Origin of the sequence: Tsukamurella sp. TY48, assembly GCF_019656655.1 — a bacterium.
Taxonomy (GTDB): Bacteria; Actinomycetota; Actinomycetes; order Mycobacteriales; family Mycobacteriaceae; genus Tsukamurella; species Tsukamurella strandjordii.
The window spans coordinates 1,275,638-1,301,252 of the sequence record NZ_BPMV01000001.1 but is presented as its reverse complement, the minus strand read 5'-3'; the positions used below and the strand labels follow the sequence as shown (position 1 = coordinate 1,301,252).

The 25,615-nt window shown below is 71.3% G+C and carries 26 protein-coding genes; 23 read left to right on the top strand and 3 right to left on the bottom strand.

The genetic code is table 11. The features are described from left to right. The first annotated feature begins 12 nt into the window (after positions 1 to 12). Genes dacB through TTY48_RS06410 form a run of 5 tightly spaced genes read left to right on the top strand, consistent with a single transcriptional unit; the run spans position 13 to position 5,240 of the window. Positions 13 to 1,383, top strand: a complete 1,371-nt coding sequence (gene dacB, locus TTY48_RS06430) for a D-alanyl-D-alanine carboxypeptidase/D-alanyl-D-alanine-endopeptidase (protein WP_220656704.1) — start codon at positions 13 to 15, stop codon at positions 1,381 to 1,383. Positions 1,384 to 1,388: 5 nt separating this feature from the next. Continuing rightward, complete coding sequence (locus TTY48_RS06425) at positions 1,389 to 2,426, top strand: zinc-dependent metalloprotease (RefSeq protein WP_220656703.1); 1,038 nt, start codon at positions 1,389 to 1,391, stop codon at positions 2,424 to 2,426. Then, entirely contained in the window at positions 2,423 to 3,364 is a 942-nt protein-coding gene (gene tilS, locus TTY48_RS06420) for a tRNA lysidine(34) synthetase TilS (RefSeq protein WP_220656702.1), read from the top strand. The genes TTY48_RS06425 and tilS overlap by 4 nt, the downstream gene beginning before the upstream one ends. Then, the gene (gene hpt, locus TTY48_RS06415) at positions 3,361 to 3,933 is read left to right on the top strand and encodes a hypoxanthine phosphoribosyltransferase (RefSeq protein ID WP_344186963.1); all 573 of its coding nucleotides are present in this window, start codon (positions 3,361 to 3,363) and stop codon (positions 3,931 to 3,933) included. The genes tilS and hpt overlap by 4 nt, the downstream gene beginning before the upstream one ends. After that, the gene (locus tag TTY48_RS06410) at positions 3,930 to 5,240 is read left to right on the top strand and encodes an amidase (protein ID WP_220656700.1); all 1,311 of its coding nucleotides are present in this window, start codon (positions 3,930 to 3,932) and stop codon (positions 5,238 to 5,240) included. The genes hpt and TTY48_RS06410 overlap by 4 nt, the downstream gene beginning before the upstream one ends. Before the next feature lie 4 nt (positions 5,241 to 5,244). On the opposite strand, the gene TTY48_RS06405 is transcribed toward TTY48_RS06410, so the two are convergent. Next, complete coding sequence (locus tag TTY48_RS06405; RefSeq protein ID WP_220656699.1) at positions 5,245 to 5,763, bottom strand: DUF2628 domain-containing protein; 519 nt, start codon at positions 5,761 to 5,763, stop codon at positions 5,245 to 5,247. A 159-nt stretch (positions 5,764 to 5,922) separates the two neighbouring features. On the opposite strand from TTY48_RS06405, the gene ftsH reads away from it, so the two are divergent. The 17 genes from ftsH (at position 5,923) to hsaB (ending at position 23,192) form a co-directional block, all read left to right on the top strand. Continuing rightward, complete coding sequence (gene ftsH / locus TTY48_RS06400) at positions 5,923 to 8,313, top strand: ATP-dependent zinc metalloprotease FtsH (protein WP_220656698.1); 2,391 nt, start codon at positions 5,923 to 5,925, stop codon at positions 8,311 to 8,313. A 1-nt stretch (position 8,314) separates the two neighbouring features. Next, complete coding sequence (gene folE / locus TTY48_RS06395; protein ID WP_220656697.1) at positions 8,315 to 8,911, top strand: GTP cyclohydrolase I FolE; 597 nt, start codon at positions 8,315 to 8,317, stop codon at positions 8,909 to 8,911. Between the two features lie 35 nt (positions 8,912 to 8,946). Beyond that, positions 8,947 to 9,759, top strand: coding sequence for a dihydropteroate synthase (folP, locus tag TTY48_RS06390; protein ID WP_220658481.1), 813 nt, complete (start codon positions 8,947 to 8,949; stop codon positions 9,757 to 9,759). Continuing rightward, entirely contained in the window at positions 9,759 to 10,142 is a 384-nt protein-coding gene (folB, locus tag TTY48_RS06385; protein ID WP_220656696.1) for a dihydroneopterin aldolase, read from the top strand. Before folP ends, folB begins: the two co-directional genes overlap by 1 nt. Further along, positions 10,139 to 10,627, top strand: a complete 489-nt coding sequence (gene folK / locus TTY48_RS06380; protein ID WP_220656695.1) for a 2-amino-4-hydroxy-6-hydroxymethyldihydropteridine diphosphokinase — start codon at positions 10,139 to 10,141, stop codon at positions 10,625 to 10,627. The genes folB and folK overlap by 4 nt, the downstream gene beginning before the upstream one ends. Next, complete coding sequence (locus TTY48_RS06375; RefSeq protein ID WP_220656694.1) at positions 10,624 to 11,148, top strand: DUF3180 domain-containing protein; 525 nt, start codon at positions 10,624 to 10,626, stop codon at positions 11,146 to 11,148. Before folK ends, TTY48_RS06375 begins: the two co-directional genes overlap by 4 nt. 102 nt (positions 11,149 to 11,250) lie before the next feature. Continuing rightward, positions 11,251 to 12,465, top strand: coding sequence for a DUF6779 domain-containing protein (locus TTY48_RS06370; RefSeq protein ID WP_220656693.1), 1,215 nt, complete (start codon positions 11,251 to 11,253; stop codon positions 12,463 to 12,465). Positions 12,466 to 12,575: 110 nt separating this feature from the next. After that, positions 12,576 to 13,523 carry a Rossmann-like and DUF2520 domain-containing protein gene (locus TTY48_RS06365; RefSeq protein ID WP_220656692.1) on the top strand — a complete coding sequence of 316 codons (948 nt, stop codon included), beginning with the start codon at positions 12,576 to 12,578 and terminating at the stop codon, positions 13,521 to 13,523. Beyond that, a complete protein-coding gene (panC, locus tag TTY48_RS06360) occupies positions 13,520 to 14,413 on the top strand; it encodes a pantoate--beta-alanine ligase (protein WP_220656691.1) in 894 nt (297 codons plus the stop codon). Before TTY48_RS06365 ends, panC begins: the two co-directional genes overlap by 4 nt. Positions 14,414 to 14,415: 2 nt before the next feature. After that, a complete protein-coding gene (gene panD, locus TTY48_RS06355; protein ID WP_220656690.1) occupies positions 14,416 to 14,823 on the top strand; it encodes an aspartate 1-decarboxylase in 408 nt (135 codons plus the stop codon). Further along, positions 14,823 to 15,674 (top strand): type III pantothenate kinase, encoded by an 852-nt coding sequence (locus TTY48_RS06350; protein ID WP_220656689.1) that lies wholly within the window; start codon positions 14,823 to 14,825, stop codon positions 15,672 to 15,674. The genes panD and TTY48_RS06350 overlap by 1 nt, the downstream gene beginning before the upstream one ends. 154 nt (positions 15,675 to 15,828) lie before the next feature. Continuing rightward, on the top strand, positions 15,829 to 16,197 hold the full coding sequence (locus TTY48_RS06345) for a rhodanese-like domain-containing protein (RefSeq protein ID WP_220656688.1): 369 nt from the start codon (positions 15,829 to 15,831) through the stop codon (positions 16,195 to 16,197). 46 nt (positions 16,198 to 16,243) lie between these two features. Beyond that, entirely contained in the window at positions 16,244 to 18,040 is a 1,797-nt protein-coding gene (gene lysS / locus TTY48_RS06340) for a lysine--tRNA ligase (RefSeq protein ID WP_220656687.1), read from the top strand. Between the two features lie 137 nt (positions 18,041 to 18,177). Further along, on the top strand, positions 18,178 to 18,522 hold the full coding sequence (locus TTY48_RS06335) for an Lsr2 family protein (protein WP_220656686.1): 345 nt from the start codon (positions 18,178 to 18,180) through the stop codon (positions 18,520 to 18,522). Between the two features lie 300 nt (positions 18,523 to 18,822). Next, on the top strand, positions 18,823 to 21,393 hold the full coding sequence (locus TTY48_RS06330) for an ATP-dependent Clp protease ATP-binding subunit (protein ID WP_220656685.1): 2,571 nt from the start codon (positions 18,823 to 18,825) through the stop codon (positions 21,391 to 21,393). A gap of 353 nt (positions 21,394 to 21,746) precedes the next feature. After that, positions 21,747 to 22,559 carry a phytanoyl-CoA dioxygenase family protein gene (locus TTY48_RS06325; protein ID WP_255585538.1) on the top strand — a complete coding sequence of 271 codons (813 nt, stop codon included), beginning with the start codon at positions 21,747 to 21,749 and terminating at the stop codon, positions 22,557 to 22,559. 66 nt (positions 22,560 to 22,625) lie between these two features. Beyond that, on the top strand, positions 22,626 to 23,192 hold the full coding sequence (hsaB, locus tag TTY48_RS06320) for a 3-hydroxy-9,10-secoandrosta-1,3,5(10)-triene-9,17-dione monooxygenase reductase subunit (RefSeq protein ID WP_220656684.1): 567 nt from the start codon (positions 22,626 to 22,628) through the stop codon (positions 23,190 to 23,192). 75 nt (positions 23,193 to 23,267) lie between these two features. Here the strand turns inward: hsaB and TTY48_RS06315 are convergent, their stop codons facing one another. Next, on the bottom strand, positions 23,268 to 23,993 hold the full coding sequence (locus TTY48_RS06315) for an HdeD family acid-resistance protein (RefSeq protein ID WP_220656683.1): 726 nt from the start codon (positions 23,991 to 23,993) through the stop codon (positions 23,268 to 23,270). Positions 23,994 to 24,150: 157 nt separating this feature from the next. Here TTY48_RS06315 and TTY48_RS06310 point away from each other — a divergent pair, with 157 nt between their 5' ends. Beyond that, a complete protein-coding gene (locus TTY48_RS06310; RefSeq protein WP_220656682.1) occupies positions 24,151 to 25,221 on the top strand; it encodes a hypothetical protein in 1,071 nt (356 codons plus the stop codon). A gap of 26 nt (positions 25,222 to 25,247) precedes the next feature. Here TTY48_RS06310 and TTY48_RS06305 read toward each other — a convergent pair whose 3' ends face one another. Beyond that, the gene (locus TTY48_RS06305) at positions 25,248 to 25,583 is read right to left on the bottom strand and encodes an antibiotic biosynthesis monooxygenase (protein WP_220656681.1); all 336 of its coding nucleotides are present in this window, start codon (positions 25,581 to 25,583) and stop codon (positions 25,248 to 25,250) included. Positions 25,584 to 25,615 lie beyond the last annotated feature (32 nt).

Below are 25,615 nucleotides of genomic sequence, written 5' to 3'. Positions count from 1 at the left end.
TAGGGTGGTACGGTGCCACGCTCGCGGATCCGACGAACCCTGGTGCGCCTGACGATCACCGTGATCGTGCTGGCGCTGGTCGTCGTCGGTGTGCTCGCCGCCGCCCTCGGCTACGCCGCCTACCGCGACGGCCGCGATCTCGACGCGCAGGTCCCGCCCCGCCCGGTGGAGACGGCGTACACCCCCGCGCTGCAGCCCGTGGCGGCCACCGCGGCCCCGACGCCCGCCGGGGTCCGCGCGCAGATCGCCGCCGCCCTCGACAACCCCGACCTCGGCGACTTCACCGGGGTGATCGTGGACGCCGCGAGCGGCACCACGCTCTGGGAGCGCGACGCCACTCGGCCCAGGACCCCGGCCTCCACCACCAAGGTGCTCACCGCGGCGGCGGCCCTGCTCACCCTCCCCGCCGACAAGCGGATCACCACCACCGTGGTCGCGGGCGCGCAGCCCGGCGACGTGGTCTTCGTCGGCGCCGGCGACCCGACCCTGCGCGCCGGCGCGGACTCGATGTTCACCGACGCCCCCAAGATCTCCGATCTCGCCGCCCAGCTGCGCCGCAGCGGCACCAAGGTCAGCCGCGTGATCGTGGACGCCTCGCTGTTCACCGGGAGCGACTTCGCCCGCGGCTGGGAGCGCGCGGACATCGCCGGCGGCGATGTGACGCCCATGCAGGCGCTCACCGCCGACGCCGGCCGCATCCGCCCCGGCGAGGACTACTCGCCCCGCGTCACCGATCCCGCGCTCTCCGCCGGCCGGGCCCTCGCGGCAGCGCTCGGCCTGCCCGCCACCGCCGTCACCACGGGCACCGCACCGTCGGGAGCGGCGCAGCTCGCCTCCGTGCGCAGCGCGCCCCTGGACGTGCGACTGCGCGACGCCATGATCCACTCCGACAACGTGCTCGCCGAGTCCATCGGCCGTGAGGTGGCCGCCGCCGCGGGACAACCCCTCTCCTTCGACGGCAGCGCCCGCGCGGTGACCGGCGCGCTGCGCACCGCCGGATTCGACCTCGCCGGGGTGGAGCTCTCCGATGTCGACGGACTGTCCACCCTCAACCGCATCCCCGCCCGCGTGCTCGACGAGATCCTCACCGCGGCAGCCGGAAACGCCAAGCCGCAGCTGCGTCCACTGCTGGACACGCTGCCCGTCGGCGGCTCCAGCGGCACCCTGTCCGACCGGTACGTGACCGTCAACCGGGCCGGCGCCGGCTACGTGCGCGCCAAGACCGGCAGCCTGTCCGGGGTGAGTACCCTCGCCGGCTACGTCGCCGGCCGCGACGGGTCGATCATCACCTTCACCCTCATGTCCGCCGGGACCCCCGTCGACGTCGCGCGACCTGCGATGGACGCCGTGACCGCCGCGCTCCGCGGCTGCGGCTGCCGCTGACCGCCATGGCCGCCCGTCGGATCCCGCGCGCGCAGGTCGACTGGGCGCTGGCCGCCGCCACCGCCCGCCGGATCACCGGCTCCGGCCCGGCCACCACCAGCTACACCCGCGACCGCGCCGCCGCCCAACTCGCCGAGTTCGCCGCCGCCGCCGAGCGGCACGTGCGCGATGTGACCGGCCTGGCGACCGGCGCCGAGATCCCCGCCGCCCGCACCGTGGACCGCCGCGAGTGGGTCGATGCCGCCGCCCGCTCGATGTCCGCACTGCTCGACGGCGACGCCCCCGGACGCCCCGGCGTCGCGGCCCGGATCTCCGGACTCCAGGCGGGTGGCATGCTCGGTTTCGTCTCCGGATCGATTCTGGGGCAGTACGACCCGTTCGGCACCCCCGACGGTGAGCTGCTGCTGGTCGTCCCCAACGTGCTCACCGTCGAACGCGCCCTCGGGCTCGATCCGGACGACTTTCGGATGTGGGTGTGCCTGCACGAGGTGACCCACCGGGTGCAGTTCGCCGCCAATCCGTGGCTCCGGGAACACATGCGGCACAACGTCGCCGCGCTCACCGGCGAGGGCGGGACCGGTTCCGTGGGCGACCTCATCGCCCGGGTCACCGCGGCGCTGCGCGGCGGCAAGCGCCACGACGGCGTGATCGGCCTGCTCCAGATCGCCGCGCCCGCAGAACAGTTCGCCGCCATCGAGAACCTCCTGATCCTGGGCACCCTGCTGGAGGGGCACGCCGATCACGTCATGGACGCCGCCGGACCCGCGGTGGTGCCCACCGTCGGCACCATCCGCGCCGCCTTCGACCGGCGCCGCGCGGCACCGTCGAACCCGCTGCAGCGGGTGCTGCGCGCCGTGCTCGGTGTGGACGCCAAGATCGCGCAGTACGTGCGCGGCAAGAAGTTCGTCGACGCAGTCGTGGCCGAGGTGGGCATGGACCGGTTCAACACGGTGTGGACCGGGCCCGAGACCCTGCCCCGCGACGAGGAGTTCGACGAACCCGCCCGCTGGATCGCACGCGTCCTCGGTGGACCGACACCGTGAACCGCCCCGGCCCCGCGGCCCTGGAGGTCCGCCGCGCCGTGCAGGACTGGGCCGCGCGGTACGGCGCACCGTCGACGGTGGCGGTGGCCCTGTCCGGCGGCGCCGATTCCCTGGCCCTGCTCGCCGGCACCGTCGCCGCGGGACTGGACCCCGTGGCCCTCGTGGTGGACCACGGGCTGCAGGAGGCCTCGGCCGCGGTGGCCGACCGCGCCGTGGAGCAGGCCCGCGAGATCGGGGCCCGCCGCGCCGAGCGGCTCACCGTCGAGGTCGGCGAGCGGGGCGGCGGTCCCGAGGCCGCCGCCCGCACCGCGCGGTACGCGGCCCTGGACGCCCACCGCGAGGGCCTGCCCGTGCTCCTCGGGCACACCCTCGACGACCAGGCCGAGACGGTGCTGCTCGGCCTCGGCCGCGGCTCCGGCGCCCGCTCGCTCGCCGGGATGGCGCCGTGGGCCGCGCCGTACGGCCGGCCCCTGCTCGGCGTCCGCCGGGACACCACCGCCGCCGCCTGCACCGAACTCGGACTCACCCCCTGGGACGACCCGCACAACACCGACCCCCGCTACACCCGGGTGCGACTGCGCCGGGACGTGCTGCCGCTCCTGGAGGACGTGCTCGGCGGGGGAGTGGCGCAGGCGCTCGCCCGGACCGCCGCATCCCTGCGCGCGGACAACGACGCGCTCGACGCGCTCGCGCCCGCACCCTCGGGACCCGAGCTCCCGGTGGCCGACATCGAGGCCCTCCCGCCCGCCCTGCGCCGAAGGGCGTTGCGGGCCTGGCTCGCCGACCGCGGCGCCCGCGCACTCACCGCCGCACACCTCGCCGCGGTGGACGCCCTGGTCAGCGAGTGGCACGGGCAGGGACCGACCGCGGTACCCGGCGGAAGTGCGGGGCGGCGGCTGCAGGTGTCCCGGGCAGGTGGCATCCTGAGGGCGTGGTGAACGGCACGGGTGAGTTGTACGCGGGAGACATCGCCTCGGTGGTGCTCTCCGAGGACCAGATCAAGGAGCGGACGGCCGAACTGGCCGCGCAGATCGCGGAGCGGTACGCCGACCGCGAGGGCGATTCCGATCTCCTGCTGATCACCGTGCTCAAGGGCGCGGTGATGTTCGTGACCGACCTGGCGCGCGCCCTGCCCGTGCCCACGCAGCTCGAGTTCATGGCCGTCTCCAGCTACGGCTCGTCGACCTCCAGCTCCGGCGTGGTCCGCATCCTCAAGGACCTCGACCGCGACATCGAGGGCCGCGACGTGCTGATCGTCGAGGACATCATCGATTCCGGCCTCACGCTCAGCTGGCTGCTGCGCAACCTCGCGAGCCGGCATCCGCGCTCGCTCGAGGTGGTCACCCTGCTGCGCAAGCCCGACGCGGTGCGCGTGGACGTGGATGTCAAGTGGGTCGGCTTCGACATCCCCAACGAATTCGTGGTGGGCTACGGCCTCGACTACGCCGAGCGCTACCGCGATATGCCGTACATCGGCATCCTGGAGCCCAAGGTCTACAGCGAATGACCCTGCTCACCGCTGCGGCCACCGCCGACGGCGTGCGCGAAGGCCGCCACACCGCGGTCGAGACCACGCGGCAGGCACTGGACCGCATCGGTGAGGACGAGGTCAACGGCTGGCGGGTGGTGCGCCCCGAGGAGGCGCTCGCCGAGGCCGCCGCCGTGGACGCACGCCCCGATCGCTACTCGCTGCCGCTGGCCGGTGTGCCCATCGCGATCAAGGACAACGTGGCCGTGTCCGGCTACCGGGTACTCGACGGGGTGTCCGCCGACTGCGGCGCCGGCCTTCCGGTCGAGCAGACCGACCATCCCGTGGTGAAGCGGCTGCGCGCCGCCGGCGCCGTGGTGGTCGGACTCACCCGGGTACCCGAGCTGTGCCTGTGGGCCATGACCGACGACGCCGAGGCCGTGGTTGCGAACCCGCACCGCCCCGGCCGCACCCCGGGCGGCAGCTCCGGCGGCAGCGCCGCCGTGGTGGCCGCCGGGCACGTCGCGCTGGCGCACGGCAACGACGGCCTGGGCTCGCTCCGCGGGCCCGCCGCGGCCGCCGGGATCGTGGCGATCAAGCCGGGACGCGGCGTGGTGCCGGCGGAGCTGGGCCCCACGAACTGGTTCGGCATGGCCGAGAACGGACCCATGACCCGCACCGTCGCCGACGCGGCGCTCGGGCTCTCCGTGATGGCCGGGCGGCCCGACCTCGCCGAGATCGGCGACGCCGCGGGCCTGCGGATCGGCCTCGGCCTGAACCGGCCCACCCCGGCCACGTTCACCTCGCAGACCATCGTGGACGCGGTCCGCGGAGCAACGACCACACTTGCCGCACAGGGGCATTCGGTGCGTGAGGTGCGCGTGCCCTACCCGGCCTCGCCGCTCCCGCTGCTCGCCCGCTGGGTGGCCGCCGCAGCGACCGATGCCGATGACCTCGTGGCGCGCGGTGCCGACGCCTCCCTGCTGCAAGCCCGCACCCGGCGGCACGCGGCCCTCGGGCGGCTCGTCGCGGACCGGGGTCTCGTGCGCCCCGCCGACGCCGCGGCCCTGGAATCGGTGCTGGAGCGGTTCTTCGCGAACGAGCGGATCGACGTTCTGGTGACGCCCACGCTGGCGCGTCGTCCGGCGCGGGCCCGCCGGTACAGCGCCCTGCCGTGGGCGGCCAGCGCCGCCGCGAGCCTCGGCTACGCGCCGCACCCCAGCCTCTGGAACCTGCTCGGCTGGCCCGCGATGACGGTGCCCGTCCGCGGCGAGGGCGTGCAGCTGATCGCCCGCCCGGGCGGCGAGGCGGAGCTCCTGGCCGTGGCCGCCGAGCTCGAGGTCTGACCCGCTACTTCCTGGCGCGCAGCAGCGGAACATCCTCGAACGGGTTCCAGCTGGTGCTGCCGTAGGCCACGTGCTGGTAGTACGCCCAGTTGGCGGTGGTCGAGTAGAGCACGCCGATCGCCGCGCCGAAGGCCCCCGCGGGGATCGAGATGCCGAAGGCCACCTCGATCATGCCGACCAGGATGCTGATCACGAAGGCGATGCCGAACAGGCTCAGGCCCTTGCGCCACGGGCCCTTGATCGCGAAGTAGATCGGGCCGAAGAAGAAGGCCGGACCGTTGCCCGAGAGCCGGAACCGCTCACCGAAGGACAACTGCTTGAACGCCGCCGTGCCCTGCGGCGAGGCCGACGGGTGCCCGTAGGTGTTGTAGAAGTCGAAACGGCTGCGCCAGGCGGGCGACGGTGCGGCCGCGGCGACCGGGCGCTGCGGGTACTGCGGGGCGCCGGGGTACTGCTGAGCTCCCGGGTACTGCGGGTACTGCGGGTACTGCGCGGGGTCCTGGGGATGCTGGGGATCGGTCACGCGCCGAACCCTATCGGCAGCGAAACGGACATGTTCGCCCAGGGCGCACGGCCGCGCCCGGCGTCCCGTGCACCGCGCACGGTAACCTGGGAAGTCGACCTGCGCGGCTACCCGCGCCCGCCGCTGGAAAAGGACAACGAGCCCGCGAGGCGAAGCGATATGAAACGCAAATCACTCATCCGGACGCTGGCGATCATCGCCGGCTTCGTGCTCCTGATCTGGGCGTTCACCATGGTCGGCGGCAGTAACCGCGACTACAAGCCGGTGGCCACCTCGGTGGTGGTCGAGCAGCTCCAGTCGAAGAACGTCACCGACGTGCAGATCGACGACCGCGAGCAGACGCTGCGCGTGACGCTGGCGAAGGCGGTCGACGGTGCCGACGGCACCAAGATCTACGCCAAGTACCCGGCCGGCACCGCGCGCGACATCCTGGCCGACGTCCAGGACGCCAAGACGCCCGACGGCAAGCCGGTGGCGTACACCACCAACGTGACCCAGGAATCGCCCTGGATCTCGATGCTGCTGTTCACGCTGCTGCCGATCCTGCTGCTGGTGGGCCTGTTCTTCTTCCTCATGAACCGCATGCAGGGCGGCGGCCGGGGCGGGGTCATGGGCTTCGGCAAGAGCAAGGCCAAGCAGCTCAGCAAGGACATGCCGAAGACCACCTTCTCCGATGTCGCGGGCGCCGACGAGGCGGTCGAGGAGCTCTACGAGATCAAGGACTTCCTGCAGAACCCGGCCCGCTACCAGGCCCTCGGCGCGAAGATCCCCAAGGGCGTGCTGCTCTACGGCCCGCCCGGCACCGGTAAGACGCTGCTCGCGCGCGCCGTCGCGGGCGAGGCGGGCGTGCCCTTCTTCACCATCTCCGGCTCGGACTTCGTCGAGATGTTCGTGGGCGTGGGCGCCTCCCGCGTGCGCGATCTCTTCGAGCAGGCCAAGGAGAACAGCCCCTGCATCATCTTCGTCGACGAGATCGACGCCGTCGGCCGCCAGCGCGGCGCCGGCATGGGCGGCGGCCACGACGAGCGCGAGCAGACCCTCAACCAGCTGCTCGTCGAGATGGACGGCTTCGGCGACCGCCAGGGCATCATCCTGATCGCGGCCACCAACCGTCCCGACATCCTGGACCCGGCGCTGCTGCGTCCGGGCCGGTTCGACCGCCAGATCCCCGTGTCCAACCCGGACATGGCCGGCCGCAAGGCGATCCTCGAGGTGCACGCCAAGGGCAAGCCGCTCGCCGACGACGTCGACCTGTCGGGTCTGGCCAAGCGCACGCCCGGCATGTCCGGTGCCGACCTGGCCAACGTGATCAACGAGGCCGCGCTGCTCACCGCCCGCGAGAACGGCACGCAGATCACCGCCCCGATCCTGGAGGAATCCGTGGATCGCGTGGTCGGCGGCCCGCGCCGCAAGAACCGCATCATCTCCGAGCACGAGAAGAAGGTCACCGCGTACCACGAGGGCGGCCACACCCTGGCCGCGTGGGCCACGGACGGCCTCGACCCGGTGTACAAGGTCACCGTGCTCGCCCGCGGCCGCACCGGCGGTCACGCGCTCGCCGTGCCCGAGAACGACAAGGGCATGTACACCCGCAACGAGATGATCGGACGCCTGATCTTCGCGATGGGTGGCCGCGCCGCGGAGGAGCTGGTCTTCGCCGAGCCCACCACGGGTGCATCGAGCGATATCGACCAGGCCACCAAGATCGCCCGCGCCATGGTCACCGAGTACGGCATGAGCGCGCGGCTCGGCGCCGTGCGCTACGGCCAGGAGGACGGCGACCCGTTCGTCGGCCGCGGCATCGGCAGTGGCGCGCAGTACTCCGAGGCCGTCGCCAGCCAGATCGACGAGGAGGTGCGCTCGCTGGTCGAGGCCGCGCACACCGAGGCCTGGGCCATCCTCACCGAGTACCGCGACGTGCTGGACGTGCTGGCCGGCGAGCTGCTGGAGAAGGAGACGCTGGTCCGCAAGGATCTCGAGCGGATCTTCGCGTCGGTGGAGAAGCGCCCGCGCATCACCCAGTTCGACGACTTCGGCCACCGCACGCCGTCCACCAAGCCGCCGATCAAGACGCCCAAGGAGATCGCCATCGAGAACGGCGAGCCCTGGCCGCCGGTCGACGAGGAGGCCGAGCGCAAGAAGGCGGAGCAGGCGGCCCTCGCGGGGGCGGCGGCACCGTCGGGCCAGAACGGTCAGGTCAACGGCCAGGGGCAGCCCTGGCCGGTGCCGGGCCAGCAGGCCGGACAGCCCGCCTACGGTCAGCCGGGCTACCAGTGGGGCGGCGGCCAGCCGTCCTACCCGGGACCTCAGTACCCGAACCAGCCGTACCCCGGCCAGCCCGGCGGCTACCCGCAGCCGAGCCCCTACCCGCAGCCCGGCCAGTACGGCCAGCCCCCCGTGGGCGGCAGCAGGCCGGACTACGGCGCCCCCGCCGGATGGTCCGCCCCCGGCTGGCCCCCGCAGGGGCAGCCGCCGCAGAACCAGCCCGGCCAGGCGCCGCAGGGACAGGAGCCGGGGCAGTCCGGTCCGGACCGACCGAGCGAGCGCTGACGTGGCGGCGGGCGACGGTGCGGCCATCGCACCGTTCGATCACGAACGTGCCGTGGCCGCCGTGCGGGAGCTGCTCATCGCCGTCGGCGAGGACCCCGAGCGGGAGGGCCTGAAGAAGACCCCCGAGCGGGTGGCCCGTGCCTTCGCCGAGGTCTTCGGTGGCCTGCACACCGATCCCGACCGGGTGCTGGACACCACGTTCGGTGAGGACCACGATGAGCTGGTGCTGGTCAAGGACATCCCGATGTACTCGACCTGCGAGCATCACCTGGTGTCCTTCCACGGCGTCGCCCACGTGGGCTACCTGCCCGGCCCCAGTGGCCGGGTCACGGGCCTGTCCAAGCTCGCGCGCGTCGTGGACCTGTACGCCAAGCGGCCGCAGGTGCAGGAGCGGCTCACCGCCCAGATCGCCGATGCCGTGGTGCGCAAGCTCGATCCGCGCGGGGTGATCGTGGTGATCGAGGCCGAGCACCTGTGCATGGCGATGCGCGGGATCCGCAAGCCGGGCGCCAGCACCACCACCTCCGCCGTGCGCGGCGCGTTCAAGGACAGCGCGACCTCGCGGGCCGAGGCACTCGATCTCATCCTCCGCCGGTGAACGTCACCCGAGGCCCCTCCGCGGCCACCTTGATCATGGGCGTGGTCAACGTGACCACGGATTCCTTCTCCGACGGCGGCCGCTACCTCGACCTCGACGCCGCGCTGGCCCATGCCCGCGAACTGGTGGCGAACGGGGCCGCGGTGGTGGATGTGGGCGGCGAATCGACGCGCCCCGGCGCGCACCGCGTGCCCGCGGACATCGAACGCGACCGGGTGGTCCCCGTGATCAGCGCGCTCGCCGCCGAGGGGATCGCGGTCTCCGTCGACACCATGCGCGCCTGCGTCGCCGCCGCCGCACTGGAGGCCGGTGCGGCCATCGTCAACGACGTCTCCGGCGGCCGCGCCGACCCCGCCATGGCGGCCGTGCTGGCCGGATCGACCGCGCCGTGGATCCTGATGCACTGGCGCCCGTCGCCCGGAGCCCCCGGCGCGGACACCTGGAGCGGCATCCACCACGGCGTCACCGACTACACCGATGTGGTCACCGAGGTGCGCGACGAACTGCTGCACCAGGCCGACGCCGCGATCGCCGCGGGCATCGAACCCGAGCGGATCGTGCTCGACCCCGGCCTCGGTTTCGCCAAGAACGGCGATCACAACTGGGCCCTGCTGCACAGCCTGGACGTGCTGCAGGACACCGGTTTCCGGGTCCTCGTGGGTGCCTCCCGCAAACGTTTCCTGGGTGAGCTGCTCGGTGGACGCGCCCCCGGGGGCCGCGAGGTGGCCACCGCGGTGATCTCCGCGCTCGCCGCGCGGGCCGGGGTGTGGGGCGTGCGCGTGCACGATGTCCGCGCCACCGCCGACGCGATCGCGGTGACCCGGGCGTGGCAGCGGGGCGGTGCCTGATGGCCGACCGGATCGAGCTCACCGGGCTGCGGGTCACCGGCAACCACGGCGTCTTCGACCACGAGCGCCGCGACGGCCAGGAGTTCATCGTCGACCTGGTGCTGTGGGTGGATTCGCGGCCCGCCGCCGCGTCCGACGACCTCGCCGACACCGTGGACTACGGGGCGCTCGCGCAGCTGGCCCACGACATCGTCGCGGGGGAGCCGCGCAACCTCATCGAGACCGTGGCCGCCGAGATCGCCGACGGTATCGCGGCCGATCCCCGGGTGTACGCCACCGAGGTCACCGTGCACAAGCCCTCCGCGCCGATCCCGCTGACCTTCGCCGATGTGGCCGTGGTGGCCCGTCGCTCGCGGGCCGGCGCGCGAGGAGTGCCGCAGTGACCCGCGCGGTGCTCTCCATCGGCGCGAACCTCGGTGACGCGGCCGCGTCCGTGCGGTCCGCGATCGACGCGCTCGGACCGGCCCTCGTCGCCGCCTCGCCGCTCTACCGCACGCCGCCCTGGGGCGGGGTGGAGCAGGAGGACTTCGTCAACGCGACGGTGCTGGCCGACGATCCCGCCCGGGACGCCGCCGGCTGGCTCGCCTTCGCCCGCGAGCAGGAGGCCGCCGCCGACCGCGTGCGCGAGGTCCGCTGGGGCCCGCGCACGCTGGACGTCGACGTGATCGCCGTGTGGGACGGCGCGAGCGCCGTGCATTCCGACGATCCGGAGCTCACCGTCCCGCATCCCCGCGCGCACCAGCGCGCCTTCGTGCTCGTCCCGTGGCTGGCCGCCGACCCCGCGGCGGAGCTGCCCGGGCACGGCGCCGTGGCGGGCCTGATCGCCGCGTTGCCCGCCGACGAGGTCGCGGAGGTGACTGCGCTGTGAGTGCACCGTCCGATCCGCGGAAGAAGCCCGACGAACCGCAGGGCTCCGGCGTCCGCTCCACCGGCTGGGTCGAGCTGGCGGCGATCGTGCTGGGCGTGGGCCTGGCCACCTATCTGCTGGTCAAGGAGCTGGTTCCGCCGATCCCCGTGTGGGCCGGCGCGATGCTCTACGGCGTGGCCGCCGCCGATCTGTGGATCGCGCAGCTCATCCGGTCCCGGCTCGCCAAGGGTGAGGTGGGGATGGGGCCCGGTCGCCTGCACCCGATCGCCGTCGCCCGAGCGGTGGCCCTGGCCAAGGCCTCGGCGTACCTGGGCGCGGTGTCGCTCGGCTTCTTCGGCGGCGCGCTGGCCTTCCTGCTGACCGCCGGGAACCAGTTGACCGCCACGCACGCCGACCGGCCGGGTGCCTGGATCGGACTCGTGGGCTCGGTGCTGCTGCTCGCCTCGGCGCTGTGGCTGGAGCGGTGCTGTCGCACGCCCGACGATCCGGACGAGCAGCCCGCCGACACCTCGCCCGCCTGATCCGCCGCACGTCGCGTGTGAAAGCTGGGACAAAAGACGGCGTATGCGACATTCCGAGGTCCATGTGCCGGATCGTGGCCGGTAAACGGTAATGTCACGATCATGACGGATCCCGCCAATCGGAAACGAGTCGCGCGTCGATCGAGCGCCGGTGCCGGGCAGTGGATGCTCGGCGCGGTGATCGTGCTGGCCGTGGCCGGGACCGGGATGTGGGTCTTCTCCGACGACAAGCGCTGGGGCCTGGTGTCCTTGATCCTGCTGATCTGGGGTCTGGTGATCGCCGCCTTCCTGGTGGCCCGCAACCAGCGGGACTTGCGATCGGTGGAGTCGAAGGAGGGCGGTCTGAAGGCCGTCTACGCGCTCCAGCTGGAACGCGAGATCGCCGCGCGCCGCGAATACGAGCTGCAACTCGAACACGATCTGCGCGCCGAACTGCGCGACGAATCCAACGAGGAGCTCACCGCGCTCAAGGCCGAGGTGCTCGCGCTGCGCGCCAACCTCGAGGAACTGCTGGGCCGCGACCTGGGCCCCTCGTACACCGAGCTGTACGCCGCCGCCGAACAGCGGGCCCTGGCCGCGCAGCAGGCCAAGTCCGTCTTCGAGGACGACGACCGGTTCCGCGCGCAGCAGGACTTCGCCGGTGTGCCGCCGCAGGTCCCCGATGTCGACAGCTACTACGGCGCCGCCTCCTCCGTGTCCGAGGTGCCGGGCTTCCCCGCGGCCGAGCAGCCGCCGGTGGACGTGCCGCCCGTCGACGTCCCGCCGGTGGACGTGCCGCCGGCCGCCCCGCAGCGGACCGACGACGATGCGCCCACCGCGGTCTTCCAGGCCGTCGTGACCCCCGAGCCGGCGGCCGACGCCGAACCGGTCGACGTGGAGCACGTGGAGCACATCGACCCGGACACCGACGAGCCCTTCGTGCCGCTCGCCCCGCAGTCCGGCTACCGCCCGCCCTTCCCGCCGCGCCGATTCACACCGGACGCCGCGCAGCAGCAGGCACCGCCCCAGTTCGCGCAGTACGCGCCTCCGGAGCGCGCGCCGCAGCAGCCCTCGCCGGCGGAGCACGTGCAGCAGATCCCCACGGTGCCCCCGTTCCCGACCTCCGCTCCCGCCCCCTCCTCCGCCGCCCACGCGCGGCCGCAGGAGGAGCAGGCGCCGCGGCCCACCGAGGCCGAGGGTGCGGCCGTCCAGCCCGAGGGCGACGGTGCCGATCCCACCCGCGGCCAGCACTCCTCGGGCAGCACCGTGGCCGAGCTGATCGCGCGGATGAACGCCGACACCGAGCGCACCGGCGGCCGCCGCCGCAAGCCGGAGTGATGAGCTAGCTCACACCCGATTGCCCGCGTCGCGCTGCGGGCATAGCCTTTCGGTGACCGTCTGGTACCCGCGCTGCGGGACTGGAACGACCCCTTGGAGGCAGAACTCCCATGCCCGAGTTCCCGGACTCGCCAGATCTGTTGGCGGGCATCCCGAATCCACCCGCGCCCGCGCGGCTCTCCGTGGGCGTGATCTCCGCCGGCCGCGTCGGCTCCGCCCTCGGTGCCGCCCTCGAACGCGCCGGTCACATCGTGACGGCGGCATCCGCACCGTCGGACCGCTCCCGAGCACGCGCCGCACAGCTCCTGCCCGAGGCCCGGATCGCCGCAGCCTCGGCCGTCGCCGAGAAGGCGGAACTGCTGATCCTCGCCGTCCCGGACACGGCGCTCCCGGACCTGGTCGCCGAACTGGCAGCCACCGTGAACCCCTCGGCGATCGTGCTGCACACCTCAGGTGCCCTCGGCGTGGGCGTGCTCGCCCCACTCGCCGAACTGGGCTGCACCACGATCGCCTTCCACCCCGCGATGACCTTCGTGGACGACGCCGAGGACACCGCCCGGCTCGCCTCCTGTTGCATCGGCATCACCGCCTCCGACGAGGTGGGGCACGCCGTGGGCCAGGCCCTCGCGCTCGAACTCGGCGCTGAGCCGGTCCGGGTCCCCGAATCGGCCCGCGCGCTCTACCACGCCGCACTCGCGCACGGCGCGAACCATCTGGTCGCACTGGTCGACGATGCCGTGCTCGCCCTGCGCGCCGCGCTCGCCGCGGGGGTGGGGCTCGACACCGTCGGCGGACCGGCGGACGGGCTGGCGGAACGGGTACTCGCTCCGCTGGCCGGCGCCGCGCTCGACAATGCGCTGCGCAGCGGTGCCGCCGCCCTGACCGGTCCGGCCGCCCGCGGCGACGCCGCCGCCGTCGCCCGGCACCTCACGGCCCTCGACACCGTCGACCCGGCCATCACAGACGCCTACCGCGCCCAATCCCGGCGCGCGGCTGCCCAATCCGGCACCTCCGCAGTCATCGAACCCGTTCTTCAGTCGCACCAGGAGCTTTCATGAGCGCACCCACCCGCCCGTACACCCCCGGTCAGCTCACCGTGCACCACGATCCGGCGCAGCTGACCAAGGTGACCGGCGCCCTCCGCTCCACCGGTCGGCAGATCGCGTTCGTGCCCACCATGGGCGCTCTGCACAACGGCCACCTCGAACTCGTGCACGCCGCCAAGCTGACCGGTGCCATCGTGGTGGTCTCGATCTTCGTGAACCCCTTGCAGTTCGGTGCCGGTGAAGACCTCGACGCCTACCCGCGCACCCTCGACGCCGATGTCGCGAAGCTGCGGGCGGCCGGGGCCGAGCTGGTGTTCGCACCGTCGGTGGCCGACATGTACCCGAACGGCCCTCGCACCACCATCCACCCCGGACCGGCCGGGCTCGGCCTGGAGGCCGACAGCCGGCCCACGCACTTCGCGGGCATGCTCACCGTGGTCGCCAAGCTGCTCAACATCGTTCGGCCCAACACCGCGTACTTCGGGGAGAAGGACTACCAGCAGCTGGTGCTGGTGCGGCAGATGGTCACCGACCTCAACATGGACGTCAAGATCGTCGGCGTCCCCACGGTCCGCGAGCCCGACGGCCTGGCGATGAGCTCGCGCAACGTGTACCTCGACGAGGAGCAGCGCGACGCCGCCACCGCACTGTCCGCCGCCCTGCTGGCCGGTGCCTACGCCGCCCAGGGTGGGGAGCCCGCGATCCTGGCTGCCGCCAATGCGGTGCTGGCCGCGCGCCCCGAGGTGCAGGTCGAGTACCTGGAACTGCGCGCCCCCGACCTCGGCCCCGCGCCGGACAAGGGCGACGGCCGCCTGCTGGTCGCGGCCCGGCTCGGCAACACCCGCCTGCTCGACAACGTGGGCATCGCCATCGGCACCGGATTCCTCGAGGAGGCCGAGTAGCCATGCTGCGCACCATGATGACGTCCAAGATCCACCGGGCCACCGTCACCGAGGCGAACCTGCACTACGTGGGCTCGGTCACCGTGGATGCCGACCTGCTGGACGCCGCGAATCTGCTGGAGGGCGAGCAGGTGGCCATCGTCGACGTCACCAACGGCGCCCGCCTGGAGACCTACACCATCGCCGGTGAACGCGGCAGCGGAGTGATCGGGATCAACGGTGCCGCAGCGCATCTGGTGAGCCCGGGCGATATCGTCATCCTGATCGCCTACGGCCAGCTCGACGAGGCGGAACTGAAGACCTACGCGCCCAGCGTCGTCTTCGTCGACGCCGACAACAAGCCCGTCGAGCTCACCGCCGACGCTGCGCACGTGCCGGACGGCTTCGGCCTGGTGACGGGCAGGCTCTGATGCTCCTGGCGATCGACGCCGGGAACACCTCGGTCACCGTGGGCCTGTTCGCGGCGGAAGACGGTGCGCGCGAGGGCGAGCTGCTGGGTACCTGGCGGCTGCGCAGCGACCCCCGGATGACCTCCGACGAATTGGCGCTGGTGATCCGCGGCTTCCTCACCGGCCACGGACACGATCCGGCGGCGGTGACCGGCGTGACCGCGCTGTCCACCGTGCCCGAGCTGCTCCGGTCGCTGCGCGCCGTGGCGCCGCGGTACTACCCGCACGCGCAGCACGTGATCCTGGAACCGGGCGTGAAGACCGGAGTGCCGCTGCACGTGGACAATCCGCGCGAGGTGGGCACCGACCGGGTGGCCAACGCCGCCGGTGCCTTCGAGGTGTGCGGCCGCGCCGCGGCGGCGCCCTGCATCGTGGTGGACTTCGGCACGTCGACCCGGGTGGACGTGGTGAGCGCCAAGGGGGAGTTCCTCGGCGGCGCCATCGCCCCCGGTGTCGGCAGCGCCCTCGACGCGCTGGCCGACCGCACCGTCGCCCTGCGCCGGGTCGAGCTCGTCCCGCCGCGGTCGGTGGTCGGCAAGAACACCGTCGAGGCGCTGCAGGCGGGCATCATCTACGGTTTCGCCGGCATGGTCGACGCCCTGGTGGGGCGCGCCCTGGAGACGGTGCCGGGCGCCGTGGTGATCGCCACCGGCGGCTACGACGACGGGGTGGCCACCGAGTGCCGGAGCATCACGCACCGTCGGGCCGATCTCACCCTGCAGGGCCTGCGGGCCGTGTACCTGCGGGAAGTGGCCAACCGGGCCACCCGCGCCGAGCGCAAGGCGCACCCGCGGGATTCGGCGCAGCGATGATTGCAATTGTTGCCACGCCGCCGGTCGGGTGCTAATTTCGCTGCCATGAGCCAGGTGCGCAGCTGCATGGAGTGTTGTCGGGTCCGCTAGGAACCCGGCCCCCTTCCGCTGCCCCGAACGCCCCACGCGTTCGCCTCCCGCCTGGAGAATCCCGATGCACCCCGTGCACTTCACCCCCGCTGATGGATCGATCCTCGTCGACCTGCGCGATCAGTCCGAACGCACCCGCGACGGCATCCTGACCGGCGCCGTCGCCCTCGACGCCGCGGCCGTGATCGCCCGCCTCGTGCCCGGCTTGAGCACCAGCCTCGCCGCCGCCGGCCCGGACGCCCGCTGGACCCTGGTGAGCGGCAACGGCGCCACCGCCGCCGCGATCGCCACCCGGCTCCGCGACCGCGGTGTCCAGGCCTCGTCGGTCGACGGCGGCTTCCGCGCCCTCACACTGCGCGCCGCGGGCGGCACCGGAGCGGGATCCGAGTCCTACCGGCGCGCCGTCGCGCAGTTCGCCGCCCACGAGGCGTGAGCCGCCGGTCCTTTCGGCGGTGGTATCGGCGGTAGTATCACGGTCCGTGACCGTAGCCCTGAATGCGCCCCTGGACGACTGGGTGACCCGCCTCGCCGATGAGGCGGTCGCCTTCGCCGAGCAGAACGACACCCCGGTGAAGGTGGCGTCGGGCATCTCGCCGTCCGGCCCGATCCACCTCGGCAACCTCCGCGAGGTGATGGTGCCGCATCTGGTGGCCGACGAGCTGCGCCGCCGCGGCATCGCGGTCGAGCACATCATCTCGTGGGACGACTTCGACCGGTTCCGCAAGGTGCCCAAGATCGACGGTGTCGACGAGTCCTGGGAGCAGCACATCGGCAAGCCGCTGACCCGGGTTCCGGCACCGCACGGCTCCGACGCCGCGAACTGGGCCGAGCACTTCCGGCGCGAGCTGGAGGCCGCCCTCATCGAACTGGGTGTCACCTACCGCGGCATCAGCCAGACGCAGATGTACACCTCGGGCGCCTACACCGACCGCGTGCTGCACGCGATGTCCGAGCGCCGCCGGATCGACACGATCCTCGAGCGCTACCGCACCCTCGACAAGGCGAAGAAGGGCGGCGCCACCGATGCGGACGCAGCAGCGGCCGCCGCGGAGGCCGCCGATGCCGCGTCCGGCTCGGCCGAGGAGGCCGACGGGTCCGGCGATTCCGGTTACTACCCGTATAAGCCCTATTGCTCGGTGTGCGGCACGGATTTCACCACCGTCATCGCATACGACGACGAGTCGACGGCATTGGAATATCAGTGTCGCTGCGGTCACACCGAGACGGTGCTGTTGCGCGAGCACACCGACGGCAAGCTGGTGTGGAAGGTCGATTGGCCCATGCGCTGGGCTTTCGAGAAGATCACATTCGAGCCCTCCGGTGTGGATCATCAATCTCCCGGTTCTTCGTTCGCGGTAGGTAAGGATGTGGCGCCGATCTTCGGATGGCGGCGACCGCTGGGGCCGATGTACGCATTCGTCGGTATCCGCGGAATGGCGAAGATGTCGTCGTCGAAGGGCGGAGTTCCGACGGCCGCGATTGCGCTCCGATACCTGGAGCCGCCCCTGCTGCGCTGGCTGTACGGCCGCAAGAAGCCCAATCAGTCCTTCGATGTGGCGCTCGACGGCGAGCTGCCGCGCACGTACGACGAATGGGATGCGCTGACCCGCAAGGTGAGCGGCGACAAGGCGCAGCCCGGCGATATCGCGGCCTACGCGCGCGCCGCCTCGGTCGCCGATCCGGCCGCCGGCGCGGTCCGGGAGCTGCCGCTCACGCCGCGCCCGATGCCCTATCGCACGCTGGCCTCGGTGGTCGATATCACCACCGGCGACGACGAGCAGACGCTCCGTATCCTCAGCGCCCTCGAGCCCGATGAGCCCCTGACCGGCCTCGATGTACTTCGCCCGCGGTTGGACCGCGCCACCGCGTGGGTCGCCGAGCAGATGCCGGCCGAGGAACGCACCGTGGTCCGGGCGGAGCGGGACGCCGCCGCGCTGGCCGCCCTGGGCGACGAGGAGCGAGCGGCGCTGCGGCTGCTGCTCGACGGTTCCGGGACCCCCGCGCCGGCCGGCCTGGGCCGGCTGGAGGACGACTGGACCCTGGCCGGGATCACCCACCAGGTGTACGGCGTGGCGAAGGTGCAGCGCGGCCTCGGCGCCGATCAGATCGTCAAGGGCGATAAGGAACTCGGTGCAGCGCAACGCGCATTCTTCGTGCTTCTCTATCGCCTGCTGGTGGGCGGGGACACCGGCCCGCGACTGCCCACGTTGTTGCTCGCGATCGGCGCGGAACGTGTACGGGAACTGGTCGGAGAAGACCGGATTCAACCGAATTAGTGCGCCAATGAAATGTGAATCGTTACGGAATCGCTACAAAAAATGACCGACGGAATCGCGGTATTGGCGATTTCGTGTATAGACTCGTGTTTCGGTACGTAATCCGACATTGACACGAGACTAGAAGAGGGCAAAACATGGCGCGCAAGGTCACCGTTACTCTTGTCGACGACGTTGACGACACGCAGACCGCCGACGAGACCGTGGAATTCGGTCTGGACGGTGTCACGTACGAGATCGATCTCTCGGCGAAGAATGCGGCGCAGTTGCGCGAGTCGCTCGACACCTGGATCGCGAGTGCGCGCCGCAGCGGTGGCCGTAAGCGTGGAGCCCGCGCCGCGGCGGCGCCCCGGGGTCGCACCCCGATCGATCGCTCGCAGAGCGCCGCGATCCGCGACTGGGCGCGCGGCGCCGGTCTCAAGGTCAACGACCGCGGCCGGATCAGCCAGGACGTGATCGACGCCTACAACGAGGCGAACTAGAACGAAGCCACGTGGCCCCGGTGCGCACCGCGCACCGGGGCGACGTGTGTTCCGGGCCGGTTCCCGTCCGTTTTCGCTCACGGCGGAACGGGGATCAAAACCCGCCGGGAGTGCGTTTGACCTGGTGTATCCAGAGCTGACGGCGAAGGGGAGCGGACGGCAATGCCGCTCACGGGGCACGCGCCCCAACCCGGCCGACCAGTGAAGAACTACAGTGATAAGACGTCAATTGCAGACGGCTAGCAACGGGACAGGCCGCCAGCCGGTCCCCGTCGTAACCGGGATGTGAGGAAAATGGCCATGTTCGAGAGGTTCACCGACCGCGCTCGTCGCGTCGTCGTCCTGGCGCAAGAAGAAGCCAGGATGCTCAATCACAACTACATCGGCACCGAGCACATCCTGCTGGGCCTCATCCACGAGGGTGAGGGCGTGGCCGCGAAGGCTCTCGAGTCGCTGGGCATCTCCCTGGAGGGTGTGCGCAGCCAGGTCGAGGAGATCATCGGTCAGGGCCAGCAGGCCCCGTCCGGCCACATCCCCTTCACGCCGCGTGCCAAGAAGGTCCTCGAGCTGTCGCTGCGCGAGGCGCTGCAGCTCGGCCACAACTACATCGGCACCGAGCACATCCTGCTCGGCCTCATCCGCGAGGGTGAGGGCGTCGCGGCCCAGGTGCTGGTGAAGCTCGGCGCAGACCTCAACCGGGTGCGCCAGCAGGTCATCCAGCTGCTGTCGGGCTACCAGGGCAAGGAGGGCGGCGAGCCCGCCGGTGCCGGTGCCCGCGCCGCAGGTGGCGGCGAGGCCGGCACACCGTCGACCTCCCTGGTCCTGGACCAGTTCGGCCGGAACCTGACCGCGGCCGCCGCGCAGGGCAAGCTGGACCCGGTCATCGGCCGGTCCAAGGAGATCGAGCGCATCATGCAGGTGCTCTCGCGGCGCACCAAGAACAACCCGGTGCTGATCGGCGAGCCCGGCGTGGGCAAGACCGCCGTGGTCGAGGGCCTGGCTCAGGCCATCGTCAACGGCAACGTCCCGGAGACGCTCAAGGACAAGCAGCTCTACACCCTGGACCTCGGGTCCCTGGTGGCCGGCTCGCGCTACCGCGGTGACTTCGAGGAGCGCCTGCGCAAGGTGCTCAAGGAGATCGACACCCGCGGCGACATCATCCTGTTCATCGACGAGCTGCACACGCTCGTCGGCGCAGGTGCCGCCGAGGGTGCCATCGATGCCGCGTCCATCCTGAAGCCGAAGCTGGCCCGTGGCGAGCTGCAGACCATCGGCGCCACCACGCTCGACGAGTACCGCAAGTACATCGAGAAGGACGCCGCCCTGGAGCGCCGCTTCCAGCCCGTCCAGGTGGGCGAGCCGAGCGTCGAGCACGCGATCGAGATCCTCAAGGGTCTGCGTGACCGGTACGAGGCGCACCACCGCATCTCCATCACCGACAGCGCCCTGGTGGCCGCCGCCACCCTGGCGGACCGGTACATCAACGACCGGTTCCTGCCGGACAAGGCGATCGACCTCATCGACGAGGCGGGCGCGCGGATGCGCATCCGTCGCATGACGGCTCCGCCGGACCTGCGTCAGTTCGACGACAAGATCGCCGACGCTCGCCGCGAGAAGGAATCGGCGATCGACGAGCAGGACTTCGAGAAGGCCGCTTCGCTCCGCGACAAGGAGAAGCAGCTGATCGGGGAGCGTGCCGAGCGTGAGAAGCAGTGGCGCGCGGGCGACCTGGACGTCGTGGCCGAGGTCGACGAGGAGCAGATCGCCGAGGTCCTGGGCAACTGGACCGGCATCCCGGTGTTCAAGCTCACCGAGGAGGAGACCACCCGTCTGCTCCGCATGGAGGACGAGCTGCACAAGCGGATCATCGGCCAGGAGGACGCCGTCAAGGCGGTCTCGAAGGCGATCCGTCGTACGCGTGCGGGCCTGAAGGATCCGAAGCGCCCCTCGGGCTCGTTCATCTTCGCCGGCCCGTCCGGTGTGGGTAAGACGGAGCTGTCGAAGGCGCTCGCGAACTTCCTGTTCGGCGAGGACGACGCGCTCATCCAGATCGACATGGGCGAGTTCCACGACCGCTTCACCGCCTCGCGCCTGTTCGGTGCCCCTCCCGGGTACGTGGGCTACGAGGAGGGCGGCCAGCTCACCGAGAAGGTGCGCCGCAAGCCCTTCTCCGTGGTGCTCTTCGACGAGATCGAGAAGGCGCACAGCGAGATCTACAACACACTGCTGCAGGTGCTGGAGGACGGTCGCCTGACCGACGGCCAGGGCCGCACCGTGGACTTCAAGAACACGGTCCTGATCTTCACGTCGAACCTCGGTACGGGCGACATCTCGAAGGCCGTCGGCCTGGGCTTCACCCAGGGCGACTCCGACGGGGCGAACTACGACCGGATGAAGCAGAAGGTCAACGACGAGCTGAAGAAGCACTTCCGCCCGGAGTTCCTCAACCGCATCGACGACATCGTCGTCTTCCACCAGCTGACGCAGTCGCAGATCATCGAGATGGTCGACCTGATGCTCAGCCGCGTGGCCGTGGCCCTGAAGAACAAGGACATGGAGATCGAGGTCACCGATCAGGCCAAGTCGCTGCTCGCCAAGCGCGGCTTCGACCCGGTGCTCGGTGCCCGTCCGCTGCGTCGCACCATCCAGCGGGAGATCGAGGACAACCTGTCCGAGAAGATCCTGTTCGGCGAGCTCGGCCCCGGCCAGGTCGTCGTGGTCGACGTCGACGGCTGGGACGGCGAGGGCAAGGGCGAGGACGCCAAGTTCGTCTTCTCCGGCAAGCCCAAGCCGGCGCCGGTCGAGTCGGAGTCCTCCGACGACGCGGTGCCCGCACTGGCCGGCGAGTCGTCGCCGAGCGAGTCGGCGTAACCGCCGCGCAGATCGAACGAGAAGGGGCCGCCATCCACATCGGATGGCGGCCCCTTTCTTCGTGTCCCGGTTCTGTCCGGGATTGTCGCGATCGGCGGAGCAGCCCTATTCATCGTGCGCGATTGCAAACACGGGCGTAGCCTCGAAGCATCACATCCGCTGGTCCGAGGTGGAGGTAGACGCCTTGAGTAACCGTACTTTTCGGCAATCCGCGCTGTACTACTTGCGCATATTCGTCTCCCTCTGCGCGGTCACCGTGCCGGGGATGACCGTCGGGCTCGTCCTCGCGGACTGATCCGCGGTCGCGGGAAAAATCGGTCGCGCAGATGTGGGCGTCGATGACACAGTCGGGTGTGAATCCGACTGAGGGGAACCACGTGCTCACCGAGCAGCAGGTCGAGGCCTTCGTCCGCGACGGCTTCGTCCGGCTCGACGCCGCGTTCTCGCCCGAGACCGCGGCCGCCGGGCGCGAGATCCTGTGGGACGACCTCGCGGTCACTGCCGGGTGCCGCCCGGACGCGCCGTCCACCTGGGAACAGCCGGTGGTGCGCCTCGGCGAGCACGGCGAGGAACCCTTCCGGACCGCCGCCACCGCGCCCGCGATCCGCGCCGCCGCCGATCAGCTCGTGGGGGCCGGGCGGTGGCTGCCGCGGATCTCGCTGGGCACCTTCCCGGTGCGGTTCCCGTCCGACGAGGATCCGGTCGACACGGGCTGGCACGTGGACGCGGGCTTCCCGGGCGACGATCCGACCAACTTCCTGCGCTGGCGCGTGAACCGGCGCAGCGACGGGCGCGCGCTGCTCATGCTGTTCCTGTTCTCCGACGTCGGGCCCGACGATGCGCCCACCCGCATCCGCGTCGGCTCGCACCGGCGGATCGCCGACGAGTTGCAGCGCTACGGCGACACCGGCGTCGAGGTCTTCGCGATGAGCGACGAGTACCGGTCCACCGAGGACTGCCCCGAGGTGCGGGCGACGGGTTCGGCGGGCGATGTCTACCTCTGCCATCCCTTCCTGGTGCACGCGGCGCAGCCGCTCCGTCCCGGCGCCGGACGCCTGCCGCGGTTCCTCGCGCAGCCCCCGCTCCTGCCGCGGTACCGCACCGACCTGGCGCGGTCCGACGACGATCACACCCCCGTGGAGCGCGCCATCCTGCTCGGCGCCTGAGCGGCCGGTGGCGAACATCACGATTCCGCGTGCGGGCGAGAATCGGTGCCGGAGTAGGTTCGACATATGACTGCACCGGGGCCGGACGAGCCGAATTTCGATGCACGCACCTTCCGCCACGTCATGGGACAGTTCTGTACCGGGGTCACGATCATCGGCACCACCTCGGCCGAGGGTAAGCCCGTCGGCTTCGCCTGCCAGTCGTTCGCGGCCCTGTCGCTGGACCCGCCGCTGGTGCTGTTCTGCCCGATGAAGACCTCGCGGACGTGGAAGCACATCGAGACCTCCGGAACCTTCTCGGTGTCCGTGCTGGGGCACGCGCAGGAGTCGGTGAGCGCCGCCTTCGGCAGGTCTGTGGACGACAAGTACGAGGGGCTCGACTGGAGTCCTTCGCCGCTCGGCAACCCCACGATCAACGGCTCGCTGACGTGGATGGACTGCACCCTGGAGAACGTGCTCGACGGCGGCGATCATCACATCGCGATCGGCCGCGTGCACTCGCTCGGCACGGTCAGCGAGGAGAAGCCGCTGCTGTTCTACCGCGGCGCCTACCTGTCCACCGAGCATCCCCGCCTGCACCCCGCGGCGAGCCTGGAGTCCTTCCTCACCTGGGACGCCGGCGCCTGGCTCTGAACCACTGCGGCGGCCCTCACGCCGGCGGCCCCCACGACCGTGAGGTCGAGGGGGCCGCTGACGTTTCGGGGGGGACTACTGACCGTCGGTCTTGTCCCCGTCGGTCTGGGCACCATCGGTGGTGCGGTGCTGCTGGACGCGATCGCTGATGCCGTCGAGACGCTGCGTCACAGCGCCTTCGACCCGGCCGACGGTGGCGTCGATCTTGCCGGTGACATCGTCGACCTTCTGGGCGACCTCCTTCGCCGCGCTGCGCAGGCGGAAGGCTCCCACGATCTCCACCAGGCCGATCGCGATGGCGAAGATGCCGGTCACCAGCATCAGGACCATCATGCTGTCCCACGGGCTGGCGATGAGGACGAAGCCGCCGATCAGCGTGAGAACGCCCGCGATGATGGTCCAGGTGCGATGCGGGAGGTGCTGGCCCGCAACGCCGGCGGTCACGCCCCAGACGCCGCCGAAGATCCAGCTGATGCCGATGAAGACGCCGAGCACCGCGACGGAGTTGGCGATGTCGTCACGGAAGCAGAACGCGCCGAGCACGAGCGCCAGCGCGCCGCTGACGATCGACAGCAGGCGGTTGTCTGAATCGCCCATGATGCCTTCGACGATCTGTACCAGACCGCCGACGATGAGGAAGATCCCGAACATGATTCCGGCGACGAGGGTCGTGGGGCCGGGCCACACCAGGATGACGACGCCGAAGAGGATCGACAGGATTCCGAGCGCGAGCAGCGACCACCAGGCCTGTTTGGTCTTGGTCTCGATGTCCTGACGGAGAGCAGCAGTTCTTGTAGCCATGCCCGCACCATATGCGATCACACCTACCCGAACAATCATGGTTGGAGAATGTGTTCGACAGTCGGTGGGGTCGGAGAACCGCCGGACCTGCCCGGACCTGGTATTTTCGTATCAACGGTAAGTAACAAATGGCGGGTGACCGGAGGGCTCGAGAGCCATGGCGCAGCATCGCGATGACGCACTGACCAGTCCGCTGCGCACCCTTGGCGAGCTCGCCGAGAAGGCGGGCCTCGCCGCGACCGATATCGCGGTGTTGTCGGGAGTCTCCCGCTCGTCGGTCTCGCGGCTGTGGTCCGATCCGCGGTGGCTCGACAAGGCATCGGGATCCATCGCGCAGGCCCTGTCGGCGGTGGTGCCGGGCATTCGTGACTACGCCACGCTCGTCGCGGACACCGTCGCCACCCGGCGCGCCGGTGAGGCCTGCGAGGCCGCGGGCCTCGAACTCGACTGGAGTCTCCTGGCCGACCTCGTGGACGAAGATGGTGCCGTCGGCGTGGTGCCCGCGCTGTTCGGGGCCGCGGCCCTGGCGGGGAACGCCGAGACCGCCGCGCACGCACTCTCGCGGTGCTGGGGTGCGGCGGCGGACCGGGCCTGCGACGCGATCTTCCGCCCGCCGTCTTCGGGTGGAGTCGTCGCCGACCCCGGTGCCGTCGTGGACGGGGCGCGCCGCATCGTCGCCGGTGCGCCGGCCGACGGGGCGCGCGAGGTCATCGGCCGGGGAATGGCGCTGCACCGACTGACCCGCAACTGCGGTCACGACCGCCGCGAACCGGAGCAGAGCAGCAGCGGGTTCCCCCTGTCGGAGGCCTTCCGCTACCGCGGTGCCGCGACCGGCCGGATGATCGCCGGGGACAGCGATGTGCTGCGGCGGTACCGAGCCGTGCTCGTGCGCGAGGCCGCATTGCAGTGGGCGGAGGTGTGGTCGCTGGCGACCTACTCCAGGGATCTGGCGCCGAGGATCTCGGGCCCGATGAAACTGAAGCCGGGCCGCCTCCGCGGCACCGCGGAGCAGGTGCTCGCGGACCTCGATGCGACCACACCCGCCTATCAGGAGTACCTGCTCACCTGCGCCATTCCGCTCCTGGTTCAGGCGGATCCACGGTTCGGGAACCAGGATCAGCAGCTCGTGGCCGTGCTGTCGGACCGAGTGGACTCAGTTCCGGCGGCCCGCACCGCAATGGCTGCGCTCCGCCGGTACGCGCATCGTCCACCGGCCCGCGAACGCTAGCCGTGATCGCGGCCCGAGCGCGCGGGCTACTGCGCGGGCTTGGCCGAGACGTTCAGTACGACTTCGAACTCGAGCAGATCGGCGCCGGTGGCGACGGGCTTGCGGCCCTCGCCGCCGTTCGGATCACGCTCACCCGCATGGGCCTGCCGCGCCGGGCCGTCGCGCCAGGCAGCGAAGGCTTCCTCCGACTCCCACTCGGTGACCACGAAGTAGCGGTCGTCGCCCTTCACGGGGCGCAGCAGCTGGAAGCCGAGGAAACCGGGCGAGTTCTCCACGGCGTGGGCGCGGTTCGCGAACCGCTTCTCGAGCTCGGGTCCCGCGGCCTCGGGGACATGGATGGCGTTGATCTTCACTACCGACATGCGTCCAACATAGCCCGGTAAGTTGGTCTCTG